The following is a 12,577-nucleotide window of genomic DNA, read 5'->3' as shown; positions in this document are numbered from 1 at the left end:
TACGGATCGCTGCCAGCTCACTTATTCTATCACTCTTCTTTTTGTATTGTTATGAGCACTGTGACCGAAGGTCATGATTGTGTTATTTTGTTGTTGTTATGTTCTGAGCTATGATATTCATGATCCCCTAGTTCAGGTGGTAATCTCAACAAACCATAATCTCACAATGACTGATTACGCTTACCGCTTCTATGAAAAATAGTTCGGTAGCATCCATGTGATGCCTATACCGTAAGCCATATTGAGCAATTACTGTCTTAACTGGCGGTTTTAATATATGTGCATGCTATATGTGATTTATCACATTATGCTCACAGTACTCAATACGCCGTTCTGATATGATCGGCTCTGCAGTTGCAGGAAGGCCGGAGCTACTTGATAATACTTGCCGATCACTCTACCCTGAGAACTATCCCGCGTAGCAGGCGGCCCAAAATATCCGACCCCGTGATTATCCTTCTTTCAGGGTCATTCTTGTTCCAGTAAATGATCAGGTCCTGGTCGATGACGTCATCCTCCGAGTCTATTGGATAGACCTTGAGCTTGTTGATAACCCCGCCTATCTTTTCCCTTGGATCAGATACCACGATGGGGTGATGGCAGTATCTATAAGGATTGAAATTGTCATCAACCCGCAAAGCTCCTCTTAAAAAAGCATCGGAATCGATAGCTATTTTTGGTTCATCCATCTCATTGACAACAATTGTCCACTTCTTTCCTGAGGCTGCCACCTGCTGGACGAATGTATCCCCCGGAGAACTCCCTATCTTGGGAAATATTGGCAGGTCCCCTTCAAAATGTAACTGGACAATGCTCATTGGATGTATGATCGATCCTTCCTTTTTTATGTCCAGGTCATCTATTGAAAGGAAGTTCAAAGCTCCAATACCTTCACACCTGTCGATATCCGAGGTTGCGGACGACATATGTTTCATGATCATCGCCCTGAAAGCCCTCTCCTTAAAATACTCGACCTGCTCCTTACCAAGCCACCGGTCAAGGACCATCGCCGAAGGTTTTGCAACCGGGTATAACAGGAAACTGTATACCTTAACAAGAGGTGAAAGATGTGCTCCCATTTTCAGGGCGTTGCGTGAGAAATATGCCTGTGGTGCCAGTTCTCCGAAACAGGTAATCACCACAGTCGAGAATACAAAAGCTATCGCTCCCGCCATAACTCTGTCTGTAAGCAGTGCAAGCAGAGTATTTACAGCTACATTGCCCCACAGAAGTGTGGCCAGAAGGAAATTTGAGTTCTTTCGGAGGCTCAGGATCTTCAAGGCATAAGGGTTCTTGGACTCCGCCTCGATCTCAAGTCGCAGGGGCGTTAATCCAAAGAGGCCGATAGTGAGCCCTGAAAAAATGGCAGACTGTACAAGGCACAGGAATATGAATATCCATATAACAGACATCATAAGACTCAGCTATTTTTGTGGGAACAGGAATGCAAGAAATTGCTTCTTATAAAATTCTTGAATATCATTAAAGACGCTACACCAATCCTTTTCAAAACTCATTGTTCATCTGTGAACAGATGCAATGCGAATTCCCTAATATTTGCCTTATATGCATATATAATCCATAACTTTCCTTTTAGTATAATAATTCATCGCGAACTCAGATACCTCTAAGAAGTTACATATATCTTTACCTTTATTTAGTCCCCTATATGTCATCACGATTCGATATTATCCATAAGGACACAGCAGGCCGTATAGGCAGGCTTACAACACCCCATGGCGTTGTGGAGACTCCTACGGTCATGCCAGTGATTAACCCTAATATACAGACAATAAAACCCTCAGAGATGAGGGACTTCGGGGCCCAGATACTGATCACTAACTCCTACATCATCTACCGCAAGGATGAACTGAGGGAGAAAGCCCTGAAAGACGGCCTTCACGCGCTCCTGGATTTTGACGGCCCCATAATGACAGACTCGGGCTCATTCCAGCTCTCAGTCTATGGCGAGGTCGAGGTCACCAACGAGCAGATAATAGACTTCCAGCAGAAGATTGGCAGTGACATCGGTGTACCGCTGGATATACCGACACCTCCCGATGTCAGCTTTGAGCGTGCCAGCGAGGAACTTGATATCACCATCGAACGTCTGCAGGCAGCCAGGAAGCTTGTGACCGGGGATATGCTATTGGCAGGTCCCGTACAGGGCTCTTCCTACATGCAGCTGCGGGAAAGATGTGCAAGAACGCTCTCTGAAACAGGTTTTGATGTTTATCCATTCGGAGCCGTTGTCCCGCTCATGGAATCATATCGCTATGCTGACCTTGTGGATGTAATTGCTGCCTCCAAGAAAGGGCTTGACCCCACAGCTCCCGTACACTTGTTTGGCGCCGGGCATCCTATGATGTTCGCCCTTGCCGTGGCGCTTGGGTGTGATCTTTTCGACTCGGCAGCATATGCGCTATATGCCAAGGACCGACGTTATATCACAAGCAGAGGAACTTACCATGTGGACGACCTGAAGTATCTCCCATGCTCATGTCCCATCTGTCTGAAGTATTCTCCGGAAGAGCTCAAAAAAGCCCACAATTCCACGGAACTACTTGCAAGGCACAACCTTTACGTTACATTTGAAGAGATACGCATCATAAAACAGGCGATATGGGAAGGCAACCTCCTGGAGCTTGTTGAGCAACGCTGCCGCTCACATCCGCGCATGCTTGAAGCACTTAAACAGATGTACACCCACTCAGAGTGGCTCGAGAAACTGGACCCTGCTTCCAAATCTACTTTCTTTTACTGTGGCCCTGAATCTGCGAAGAGGCCTGAAGTACTGCGCTTTGCTAACCAGCTCGAACGCTTCACGATACGCGGCTCAGCCTTCATCAGGCCGGCTCCCATAAAGCTTGACAGCGGGTATGACAACGTACTGGTATTCAAACCACCCTTCGGAGCCTATCCACAGGAGCTTGGAGAGATATATCCTCTTAATGCGGAAGTGCCAAGAACGCCTGATCAGGAATCCCTTGAACGGGCATATGTCAATACCATCAGACTTGCAGAGCTCAATCCTGAAACGGAATTCACATATTTACTTGTTGAAAGATTCAGGCATACGCTGGTGGATAAGCTGGAAAGCCTCCCGAATGTCCAGATAATCGTTGGCCACAATCCATGATTGTAGCCGTTGGCTGTCAATTTTTCTGCAGTATATTTGGGTCTTTTTAAAGACCCTAATACTAATATATAATACTGGAAATTAGGGATAAAACTCCCGGTGATATACATGGTTTCAACTTCCGATACAAAAACAAGGAATCCCTATATAGAGCTGCTTCGCCCGGAAATAGCTGACATGGATTTTGCACTGCCTGCAGCAAGTGCATTGCTGGCAGCCTATCTTGCAACTGGTTCCCTCCCACCTCTTATCCCTTTCATTATCGCAGTTATCGGAGGTTACGCAGCTATCACAAGCTCCTATGTCTACAATGACTGCTGTGACATGGATATCGACAAGATAAACCTGCCAAATCGTCCTCTTGTATCGGACAGGCTCACAAGGGATAAAGCTCTGAAATACTCCTTCCTGCTTTTCCTGGTAGCCAGCGCAGCGGCCCTGTATCTTAATCCCGAGTCATTTGTGGTGCTCCTGATTGCCGTGGCGACCATCAGCGCTTATTCGGCCGTTGCAAAACGGGCTACTTTCCTGAGCTTTGTGCCTGTGGGCATAGCATATGGTCTTGTTCCAATCGGCATCTGGCTGGCTTTTGATCATGCAGGCATCCTTAGGCAGCCCGACTATGGCTCCATACTTCCTTTGCCTGCCATCTTCCTTGGGCTGATGATGTGCTTCACCGACTGGGGTTTTACATTGTCGGGAGTCGCAAGGGATGTTGTCGGGGACCGTGCAAGAGGAGCTCCTACGTTCCCGGTAACCTTCGGAGTATCTGCGACCGCAAAGTTTGTCACTTTCATGTGGGTTGTAGGTGTGATAGCATCTCTTGCAATAGGCTTGACTGCAGGGCTAGGTCCTGTCTATTTCGCAGGTGCGCTCCTTGCAGGCGGCTGGATGCTTTCCCAGTCAGTTGATTTTATAAGGACGCCCACCCCCGAGAGGGGAGGCAGGCTTTTCCTGCAGGGCTCAAGATACAGGGGGATAATGTTTGGTTCCCTTATACTGGATGTAGTGCTTTTGATTCTCCTGCCGGGATATGCAGGAATACTGAGTCAGGTAACAGGGGTATTCTAATGGATTCTGATATAATAGTAATAGGTGCTTCCCCTGCCGGTATGATGGCAGCCAGGAACGCCGCCCGAAAGGGCGGAAGTGTTATCCTGCTCGACAGGAAAGAAGCAACAGGTATCCCTTCACATCCCGCGAACACTTTTTTCAAAGGCATGTTTGACCGGACGGGTGAGTCCGTAGACCAGAGTTATGTCATTAAAACTCTCAAAGGCGCTCACATAATTGCTCCTTCAGGCAGAGAGGTCATATTCGAAGGTGAATCCTATTTCCTTGACCGCAGGAAGTTCGATGAATTCTATGCAAAACAGGTCTTGGATGCAGGAGTTGACATACGTATGGATGTCGAGGTGCATAATGTCCTCAGGACCGGGGACTATTTTACCCTGAGCACTTCCCGGGGCAAACTTAAATGCAGGCTTGTCATCGTGTCAGATGGCATCAACTCAAAGATTGCCGGCCTGCTGGGGCTCAGGTCCCTGAAGCATCCTGAGGACATCGCATGGGCTATGGAGGCTGAGGTTGAAGCTGAGGGCATTGGTGAGCCTGACATGTTCGAGTACTATGTAGGTAACCATGCACCCGGCTGGAAGTCCACCTACTCTCCATGCGGAGGCAATCGTGCGACTTTGGGAGTATATGTGCGCAGACATGGAAGGGACGTTTCGGACTTTTTTGACACATGGGTTGCAAGGTTCAAAGCCCTCAAGGGTATAGAAAATCTTACTATCATAAGCACTTCAGTTGGTGGTGACCCTATAGCAGCGATACCGGGTGATATGGTCGCTGCTGGTATCATGCTCACCGGCGGCTCTGCAGGTCAGTCTGGAATAGGTTATGGCATGCATGCCGGCCAGATGTGCGGTGACGTTGCCGCGGATGCCATTGCAAAAGGAGATGTTTCCGCAAGAGCGCTTTCAGAGTACAGGAGATTATGGAACGAGGCTTACCGGACAGAGTACTACCTTGGAAGGTTTGCCCTTGAAACCCTCCGGAAAATGAGCGATAATGAGATAAACGAGATGATGAAGGTCTTTGAAGGTGAGGATCTGAAGGTTCTGGGTGGAACTCCCTTCAATCAGGCTGTCCAGATATCCCGGCTGATCCTGAAGAAAAACCCATCAGCACTACTCTCATACCGGGCTATCCTGCGGACAAAATAATACATGGACAAGAGTATGCAGAAGAAGTATTTCTTTTACAGGAACCCTCTTTTTAAGGTGTATGCCCGGGTGGAGAATAATAAAGTGCGCATGGGCACCTCGGGCCTGGCTTCTTCGATAGCCGGTAGATTTGTATCTGGCATGTTGGAGATATTTGAAGGAACAAAGCCTTCAAAAGTGGAGGCTGACCGGCTGATCTATTCCACCTGGATGCCTCCTGTCCCGAGTAAAGCTTTTGACAGGCTTGTTACAAGCCAGATGAGTGCTATGAGAGGTCGTTTTGTTCCGGAGCAGCTCACCATATCAATAACTGAAGACTGCCCCAATAAGTGCATACATTGCGCCCTTCCTGATACCAGGAACAAGGCAAAACTGTCGCCGGAAGTTGTGCGGTCAGTAATCGATCAGGCTCAAGAGCTTGGAACAACGTTGATTATTTTTGATGGTGGCGAACCCCTTGTCTATGAAGGGCTCGAAGAGCTCATAACTTACGTGGACCAGTCAAAAGCTATTCCCGGTCTTTTCACTTCCGGTGTGGGCCTTACAAAAGAGCGCGCAGCAAGCCTTAAGGATGCAGGGCTGTATATGCTCAGCGTCAGCCTTGACAGTTCGACCGAAGCAGGCCACGATCATATGCGTGGTCGTCCCGGTGTCTTCAGGGAAGCGATGTCTGCTATTCGCAACGGACTGGATGCAGGCCTGCTTGTCAACATGTATGTAGTGCTCTCTCCGCTCAACATCAGGGAACTGGATGATTTCTATTCACTTGCGAAGAAGGCAGGCGTTCATGAACTCTCTTTCTTTGAGATAGTGCCCACTGGCCGCTGGCTGGATCATGAGGATGAAATACTGTCAGCAGAGGACCTGCAAAGGTTTGATGATTTTGTAGCGAAGGTGGCAGATATGGAAGGCCCCAGGGTCTTCCCGATACCACATATGGTAAAGTGTTTTGGCTGCTTTGCCGGAAGGAAATGGCTACATATAACTCCTGAAGGGGATATCCTTCCCTGCGCCTGCATGCCACTTCCTTACGGCAACGTGCATAAGGAATCCCTAAGGTCTGTCTGGAATAGATTATACAAAGACCCGGTTTTCACTGCAGGTCCGTGTCTGATGAGGGATACTTCTTTCAGGCAGTCAAAGCTCGGGCTGGAAAAATAATACGATTTCAGAACGAGGCATCAACATCTCTTCGAATATGCCCTGTTATACCAAAAAAGAAAAAGCAATGATCAGGGTGATGTTATCACCCTGTATGATGCGCCTTTTATTTGAGAAGTCCTGATCTCTGAAGAGCCATGAGGTTCTCGGTTGTAAGTTTGCCACCGGACTTGAATTTATCGAAAATATCCTCGGCATCCTTGCGAGCATCTGCCTTTGCAGCCTCTTTCTTCCCGTCAACATCGCCCTTCTTCATCTTGCGAAGTTCCTTGTCAATGTCGCGGATCTCTTTCTGAGCTGCAATGAAGAGCTTGTGTTGCTCGTCTGCGCTTTCCTGGAACTTGACAAAGTCTTTGTGAGCAGCGTCGGATTCAGCACGTATCTTGTCAGCCTCTTTGAAAGTGGTTATCATCTTGTCATGATATTCCTGCGCTTTCTGGGCATACTCGGAAAGTACCTTGTGGTGCTCTGAAGCCTCATCCCTTATTTCCTGGGCCTCGGTCAGTAACTGCTTAAGCTCCTGATTGCCTTCAAGCTGTCCTTTCTTTGCAACGTACTGTTTTTGGAGATCGGTAATTTTGCTAACAAGCTCTCTCTCTTTGCTTGTTGTGAGAACTTCCGTCTGCTGGGCAAATTCGAGCCTGTCTATTTCCTTGCGTATGTCCTTGATAGAAGGACCGCCCATGTTGTTCTCATTACGGATCTGGTCTATCTTTGCAAATATGTCGTTGGCCTTTGCATTGACATCGTCGCGAATGACCTTATATTCCTTGACCTTTTCGTTGTTCTCGTCACGAAGCTTCTTGAAGTCCTGCGCCTCGTTGATAAGGTCCTTGGTCTTTTTGTTCAGCTCATTACGCTTTGCAGCTAATGTGCTTGCTTCTGCATTGAGTTCATTCCTCTTTGCCTTATAATCTTCTGACTGCTTTTTAAGCTCAGTCTTTTTATCGTTCAGTTCCTTGAACATATCTTGTTAATCCTCCCTATCCAGCAAAAGAGCTGGCATTTCATGCATTCATAATGCACGATTCTGGCTTTACACATCCAGTGCTTCTATCACTGGAATTACTGCCTCGAGGTCCTTCTTAGTAATCACAACATCTGCATATTGATGCAGTATGGGCTTGGCATTGAATGCAATGGCATACCTGGCTCTTTTAAAGATACAGATGTCATTTGCCCCATCGCCTATAACAATGCACTCTTCAGGCTCTATCCCATATTCACGGGAGATCTTTTCCAGGACAAGTTCCTTGTTCCCATGTCCTGTGAGCGGCCCCGTGACCTCTCCTGTAAGGCAGCCGTTGTTAATTATAAGCTCGTTCGAAACTACATGGTCCATACCCAGCGCATTGCCTATCCTTTCGGTGGCAATGGTAAATCCACCGGATATCATTGCAGTCTTGTAACCCCGGGATTTGAAGAATTTGACCAGTTCATGCGCTCCAGGCATAAAAGGCATCCTGTCAAGAGCCTCTCGCGCTTTTTGCACTGAAAGTCCTTCCAGCAGCTTCACTCTCTCATTAAGGGCATGTGAATATTCAAGCTTTCCATTCATAGCCATTTCTGTAATGATGGCTACTTTATGTCCAACTCCAGCTACCGCTGCAAGTTCATCAATGGTCTCAGCATCTATTAGGGTGCTGTCCATATCAAAAACTACTAACTTAACCCTTTCCTGAGAATTGTCAGCATTACTCACACGATCAAACCTAAATTTTTAATCCCGTTGTGAAACAGTATATGGTGCCGAGATTGATGTGAAATATGCAACATTACTTTTAAGGTTTTCGGGCACCGGACTTAAAAGTTTCCCTGAGCAGTTCCTGGACATTCATGAGAACGTATGATTAAGTCTTATCCCAAAAGTAATATATGCTACTCTGCCTATTGCAATACGGTGATTTTTTTATGGCAAAGATTGGATTCATTAAGTTAGGTAATCTTGGTATGAGCCAGGTTATCGATCTGGTACAGGATGAAATTGCGGCAAGAGAAGGAATCTCTGTGCGTGTTTTCGGTACAGGTCCTAAAATGGGTAAAGATGAGGCAGCTGCAACTGCAGAACTTAAGAACTGGGGTGCAGACTTCTATGTAATGATAAGCCCCAATGCAAGTGCACCCGGCCCGACCGCAGCCCGCGAGATCTACAAGGACGTACCATGTATCATCATTTCTGACGGTCCGACCAAGAAGGAAGACCGTGAGGCTCTTGAAGCAGCAGGATTCGGTTTCATTATTATGACCGTTGATCCGCTTATCGGCGCAAAGACCGAATTCCTTGACCCGGTAGAGATGGCATCATTCAACTCCGACGCAATGAAGGTTCTCTCCACTTGTGGTGTCGTAAGGCTCATCCAGGAAGAGCTCGACAAAGTAACCACTATGGTCGATGAGGGCAAGTCCGGCAAGGACCTTGAGCTTCCTCACATAGTCGCAAAACCCGAGAAGTGCATCGAAAGAGCTGGATTCAGCAACCCTTACGCAAAGGCAAAAGGTCTTGCAGCGCTCCACATGGCTGATATGGTCGCCAAGATCAACTTCCCCGCATGCTTCATGATGAAGGAGATCGAGCAGGTAACACTCACAACTGCAGCCGGTCACGAGATGATGCGCGCAGCAGCACAGCTGGCCATCGAGGCAAGGGAGATAGAGAAGGCCAACGACAGCGTCTTCAGGCAGCCCCACGCTAAGAAGGGCGGCAGGCTGATGACAAAGACCAAGCTCTACGAGAAACCACAGTAAAGTACCCTTCTGGGTACTCTTTTTCTAATTTTTATGGATCCACTGATAGTTTTTGCTATCGCCCTTGTGGTATTTGTCTTATTCGTAGTGGTAACCGCTTACGTACTCAAGTCTGCAATCGGCTTCAACTCCAAAAGCTCAAAAACAGATTTATCGAAGAAAGATGACACTGGATTGGATTTTCCTGAAGACGATGAAATGCAGAAAAAAATAAATGAATAATATATGATATTAGTCTTCTTTTGCCCTGGGCATGGCTATGATTTCCCTTACCTGGAGGCTGAAGAAATCAAAGGAATGTGCAGGCCGTAATACCAGCGCCACATCGGCGCCTTGTCGTGTCCCGCCAATCGCTATTATCTCTGTGTCCTTTGAAACAGGTATATGTCCGGAATCTGCTGCCATCATTGCACATTCTATGGCAACCTTGAACCCTTTTCCGAACACCGCACGCAGTGTATCTGATATCACATCTCCTCTGCTGGCACCCCCAAGGCGCTTGGAGATGGCACGCTCAACGCCGGAGAACATGTGGGATTGGGTGGTCATGATAACTCCCATCTCACTAAGTCTCTTGAGATTTTTCTCATCGGCTTCCCATTTGCCACTTTCCTTGAGTCCGTACTGGTGAGATATAGCAATTATCTTTACATTCTGATCTTTAAAAGCTTCGGCGGTCCTGATGGCCGTCTCACCGGTTGTGCTTGCGACGACAATATGCTCTATTCCCAATTCTCCTGCTCTTCTGGCTGCAGATCGAAGCACTTCCTCTGTGTTCTTTGGACCTACTTCATCAAAATATGTTACTGGTTTTTCCATGTGTTCACCTTATTCTGAAATACTACACCTTCGCTTATCGCAAGATACTTAATTTTTTCGGATAAACGATGCTCTTATCTAGTGTTAGCTCTATATCATCATCAGGGAGTAACTTAGTGCTAACCAAAAGGTGATTTTTTGTCTGAGACTGATTACGAAGATAGTAATGTGAAGATTATTACAAATGAGGTCAAGTCTGTCAATCCTGTCCTGATAGAGGGCTTTCCGGGGATAGGGCTTGTAGGCAATATTGCCAGCCAGCAGATAATAGATGAGTTGAAAATGGAGTATATCGGCTCTATCGATTCGAAACATTTTCCACCTATAGCTGTGCTGTATGAAGGTCTCATCAATATGGCTGTGAGGATATACGAAAGCCAGGAACACAATATTCTGATGATAGTTTCTGACATTCCGGTGAATCCGGTTGTGACCTATGATATAAGCAAGGCAATTCTGGAGTGGGCCCATTCCGTCAAGGTGAAGGAAATCGTCTCACTTGCAGGGATTGCAACAATGAGCGAAGAGCATAAGGTATTTGGTGCTGCGACAACCACCGAGATGCTTGAACGGATCAAGGAAAAGGTAGAACTCTTCCAGATGGGTACGATCTCCGGCATATCCGGAAGCATTATGTCCGAATGCCTTGTAAGGCACATGCCTGCAATAAGCCTACTGGGTTCCACAAGAAGCCAGAACCCTGATCCACGGGCAGCTGCTGTTGTTATTGGTGTTCTCAACCTTCTCTATGATCTCAATGTAAATACTGAAAGTCTTATAGAGCAGGCCGAGAAGATAGAGATTGAAATGCAGAGGCTTGCTGAGGATGTAAGGACAAGCGAACAGCCAGCAGTTCCAAGAAAAGAGTTCCCGATGTATGGGTGATAAAATGTCCGAATACGTAGTATTAACCGGGATGTCCGAGCATGTGATATCTGAACTCAAGCAGAACAAACTCCTTACGATCGAGATAAGGAGCCCTCACAATTTCTTTGCGGCGATGGACCTCAAACCCGGGGATTTCATTTTCCTTACACGTACCTGTCCCGATGATCTTACAGGAGGCAACACCGGCATAGTTGCAAAGTTGCTCAAAACCCAGATGAGTACCTTCCGTGTCCTGCAAAGCGGGGAGATGTACCACGAGGAACGTGAAATGACAACCCTCCGGTTGCAGCTTGATCCAAGGTGTATTGCACGTGTGCGTAAAGTTCTGAGCAATCGCATCGGTGCAGTCTCAAAAGTGGACGCAGAGGAAATACCACTTTACAATGCACAGTAAATCCTTAACTTCATAAGCGGGTTCTTGGCCTGCTTTAGTTCTCTTTATTTTAAGCATTCTTAATAACCGCTATGTAGAAATCCTCGGTTTTGCCCGAATGATGTAGATTCTGAGAAATCTCTGTAACTCAAAAAAGATAGCTTGATATATTAGAAATTACTGAAATTTATTTAGCAGTCTTTCGTAAATTATTTTTGTGGTTGGCGTCTGCACTCCTAGGGCATTCCCATAACGTATCACTGTTCCGCCAAATAGATCTCCTTCATTGGTTCTCCCTTTTGATTCAACATCCCTCTGAAATGATGTTTTAGTATCATAGGGAAAAAGCATTGCTTTAAGATATGACTTTTCTACAATATCATCATCCAGTGCCACATGTAGTTTTCTGGAGATTGTTTCAATTTCATTCATAATAGATTTTATAATCTGGCTCTGTTCCGAATTTCCTAAAACTTCACCTAATGTACTGTCGAATGCTGCAGTTACTAATCCATAAGCAGCTATGAACATGTATTTTGACCAGATAGATATGTTGACATTTTCCTCTAACTCAAAGTCAATTCTGGCATCTTTGAATATTGTAAATAAAGGTTCCAGGTCAAAATCAGGACTTTCCGGATCGGCGCCTATTGATATTTTGCAGCTGCCGCCATTCTGGTAAATAATGCCGGGGTTTTCTATATGAGTGCCTACGTATACGCACGAAGGCAAAACAATTCCGGTTTTCAAATGCTCTCTTATTCTGTCGTATATATCAACACCGTTTAACAAAGGGAGAATAATTGTTCTTTCATTTGTGATCTTTGAGATCTCTTTGATTGCATTTTCCAGATCGTAAATTTTGACTGACAAAATGACGATGTCACAAACAGGTAAATCATTAACCGTATCAGTACACTTTTTAGGAGATGCAGTGATTATCTTATTCTCACCTGCTTTTTTTAAGGTCAGTCCGTTTTTGCAAATGGTATCTTTATGTTGACCACGCGCTATATAATAAATCTCGTGTTTGTCTTTATATTTCTCAGTTACAATGGTCCCTATATACCCGCCAACCCCTCCGACTCCAAAAAAGCATATCTTCATAATTTCATCCATATTCGTATTGATATTAAAGATATTGTCCCTGATTGGCCCGTTAATCTGAAGTCAGAGATCATGGTTCTTTTGGTGCCGTCCTGCATATATGGTCACCTTGCCCGG

At 46.1% G+C, this 12,577-nt stretch carries 13 protein-coding genes; 8 read left to right on the top strand and 5 right to left on the bottom strand.

Annotation, left to right across the window (positions count from 1 at the left end; translation table 11 throughout):
- Positions 1 to 392: 392 nt before the first annotated feature.
- Positions 393 to 1,415: a DUF21 domain-containing protein gene (locus tag QZZ22_RS02095; RefSeq protein WP_292462150.1), complete on the bottom strand. Its 1,023-nt coding sequence runs from the start codon at positions 1,413 to 1,415 to the stop codon at positions 393 to 395.
- 254 nt (positions 1,416 to 1,669) lie between these two features.
- On the opposite strand from QZZ22_RS02095, the gene tgtA reads away from it, so the two are divergent.
- The 4 genes from tgtA (at position 1,670) to QZZ22_RS02075 (ending at position 6,528) form a co-directional block, all read left to right on the top strand.
- On the top strand, positions 1,670 to 3,139 hold the full coding sequence (gene tgtA, locus QZZ22_RS02090; RefSeq protein ID WP_292462148.1) for a tRNA guanosine(15) transglycosylase TgtA: 1,470 nt from the start codon (positions 1,670 to 1,672) through the stop codon (positions 3,137 to 3,139).
- Between the two features lie 108 nt (positions 3,140 to 3,247).
- The gene (locus QZZ22_RS02085; RefSeq protein ID WP_292462145.1) at positions 3,248 to 4,210 is read left to right on the top strand and encodes a UbiA family prenyltransferase; all 963 of its coding nucleotides are present in this window, start codon (positions 3,248 to 3,250) and stop codon (positions 4,208 to 4,210) included.
- On the top strand, positions 4,210 to 5,367 hold the full coding sequence (locus tag QZZ22_RS02080) for an NAD(P)/FAD-dependent oxidoreductase (RefSeq protein ID WP_292462143.1): 1,158 nt from the start codon (positions 4,210 to 4,212) through the stop codon (positions 5,365 to 5,367). The genes QZZ22_RS02085 and QZZ22_RS02080 overlap by 1 nt, the downstream gene beginning before the upstream one ends.
- A 3-nt stretch (positions 5,368 to 5,370) precedes the next feature.
- The gene (locus QZZ22_RS02075; RefSeq protein WP_292462141.1) at positions 5,371 to 6,528 is read left to right on the top strand and encodes a radical SAM protein; all 1,158 of its coding nucleotides are present in this window, start codon (positions 5,371 to 5,373) and stop codon (positions 6,526 to 6,528) included.
- Between the two features lie 106 nt (positions 6,529 to 6,634).
- Here QZZ22_RS02075 and QZZ22_RS02070 read toward each other — a convergent pair whose 3' ends face one another.
- Together QZZ22_RS02070 and serB are read right to left on the bottom strand one after the other, a co-directional pair.
- Entirely contained in the window at positions 6,635 to 7,495 is an 861-nt protein-coding gene (locus QZZ22_RS02070; protein ID WP_292462140.1) for a coiled-coil protein, read from the bottom strand.
- Between the two features lie 69 nt (positions 7,496 to 7,564).
- Positions 7,565 to 8,179 (bottom strand): phosphoserine phosphatase SerB, encoded by a 615-nt coding sequence (serB, locus tag QZZ22_RS02065; protein ID WP_292462138.1) that lies wholly within the window; start codon positions 8,177 to 8,179, stop codon positions 7,565 to 7,567.
- Between the two features lie 260 nt (positions 8,180 to 8,439).
- On the opposite strand from serB, the gene QZZ22_RS02060 reads away from it, so the two are divergent.
- Both QZZ22_RS02060 and QZZ22_RS02055 read left to right on the top strand, forming a co-directional pair.
- A complete protein-coding gene (locus tag QZZ22_RS02060; RefSeq protein WP_292462136.1) occupies positions 8,440 to 9,273 on the top strand; it encodes a F420-dependent methylenetetrahydromethanopterin dehydrogenase in 834 nt (277 codons plus the stop codon).
- Positions 9,274 to 9,306: 33 nt separating this feature from the next.
- Entirely contained in the window at positions 9,307 to 9,495 is a 189-nt protein-coding gene (locus QZZ22_RS02055) for a hypothetical protein (protein WP_292462134.1), read from the top strand.
- 9 nt (positions 9,496 to 9,504) lie between these two features.
- On the opposite strand, the gene QZZ22_RS02050 is transcribed toward QZZ22_RS02055, so the two are convergent.
- Positions 9,505 to 10,092 carry a pyruvate kinase alpha/beta domain-containing protein gene (locus QZZ22_RS02050; RefSeq protein WP_292462132.1) on the bottom strand — a complete coding sequence of 196 codons (588 nt, stop codon included), beginning with the start codon at positions 10,090 to 10,092 and terminating at the stop codon, positions 9,505 to 9,507.
- Between the two features lie 138 nt (positions 10,093 to 10,230).
- Here QZZ22_RS02050 and QZZ22_RS02045 point away from each other — a divergent pair, with 138 nt between their 5' ends.
- The gene (locus QZZ22_RS02045) at positions 10,231 to 10,977 is read left to right on the top strand and encodes a proteasome assembly chaperone family protein (protein ID WP_292462130.1); all 747 of its coding nucleotides are present in this window, start codon (positions 10,231 to 10,233) and stop codon (positions 10,975 to 10,977) included.
- A gap of 4 nt (positions 10,978 to 10,981) precedes the next feature.
- Positions 10,982 to 11,374 carry a DUF473 domain-containing protein gene (locus QZZ22_RS02040; protein WP_292462128.1) on the top strand — a complete coding sequence of 131 codons (393 nt, stop codon included), beginning with the start codon at positions 10,982 to 10,984 and terminating at the stop codon, positions 11,372 to 11,374.
- A 156-nt stretch (positions 11,375 to 11,530) separates the two neighbouring features.
- Here the strand turns inward: QZZ22_RS02040 and QZZ22_RS02035 are convergent, their stop codons facing one another.
- The gene (locus tag QZZ22_RS02035; protein ID WP_292462126.1) at positions 11,531 to 12,472 is read right to left on the bottom strand and encodes a ketopantoate reductase family protein; all 942 of its coding nucleotides are present in this window, start codon (positions 12,470 to 12,472) and stop codon (positions 11,531 to 11,533) included.
- Between the last annotated feature and the right edge of the window lie 105 nt (positions 12,473 to 12,577).

The organism is Methanolobus sp. (genome assembly GCF_016278365.1).
Lineage (GTDB): Archaea > Halobacteriota > Methanosarcinia > Methanosarcinales > Methanosarcinaceae > Methanolobus.
The sequence above is the reverse complement of the archived record's forward strand: the minus strand, read 5'-3'. Positions and strand labels throughout refer to the sequence as shown.

Coding starts and splice junctions, on each gene's coding strand:
- serB (WP_292462138.1), bottom strand. CDS start 8,179: ATGGACAGCACCCTAATAGATGCTGAGACCATTGATGAACTTGCAGCG.
- QZZ22_RS02055 (WP_292462134.1), top strand. CDS start 9,307: ATGGATCCACTGATAGTTTTTGCTATCGCCCTTGTGGTATTTGTCTTA.
- tgtA (WP_292462148.1), top strand. CDS start 1,670: ATGTCATCACGATTCGATATTATCCATAAGGACACAGCAGGCCGTATA.
- QZZ22_RS02085 (WP_292462145.1), top strand. CDS start 3,248: ATGGTTTCAACTTCCGATACAAAAACAAGGAATCCCTATATAGAGCTG.
- QZZ22_RS02050 (WP_292462132.1), bottom strand. CDS start 10,092: ATGGAAAAACCAGTAACATATTTTGATGAAGTAGGTCCAAAGAACACA.
- QZZ22_RS02075 (WP_292462141.1), top strand. CDS start 5,371: ATGGACAAGAGTATGCAGAAGAAGTATTTCTTTTACAGGAACCCTCTT.
- QZZ22_RS02080 (WP_292462143.1), top strand. CDS start 4,210: ATGGATTCTGATATAATAGTAATAGGTGCTTCCCCTGCCGGTATGATG.
- QZZ22_RS02060 (WP_292462136.1), top strand. CDS start 8,440: ATGGCAAAGATTGGATTCATTAAGTTAGGTAATCTTGGTATGAGCCAG.
- QZZ22_RS02040 (WP_292462128.1), top strand. CDS start 10,982: ATGTCCGAATACGTAGTATTAACCGGGATGTCCGAGCATGTGATATCT.
- QZZ22_RS02095 (WP_292462150.1), bottom strand. CDS start 1,415: ATGATGTCTGTTATATGGATATTCATATTCCTGTGCCTTGTACAGTCT.
- QZZ22_RS02070 (WP_292462140.1), bottom strand. CDS start 7,495: ATGTTCAAGGAACTGAACGATAAAAAGACTGAGCTTAAAAAGCAGTCA.
- QZZ22_RS02035 (WP_292462126.1), bottom strand. CDS start 12,472: ATGGATGAAATTATGAAGATATGCTTTTTTGGAGTCGGAGGGGTTGGC.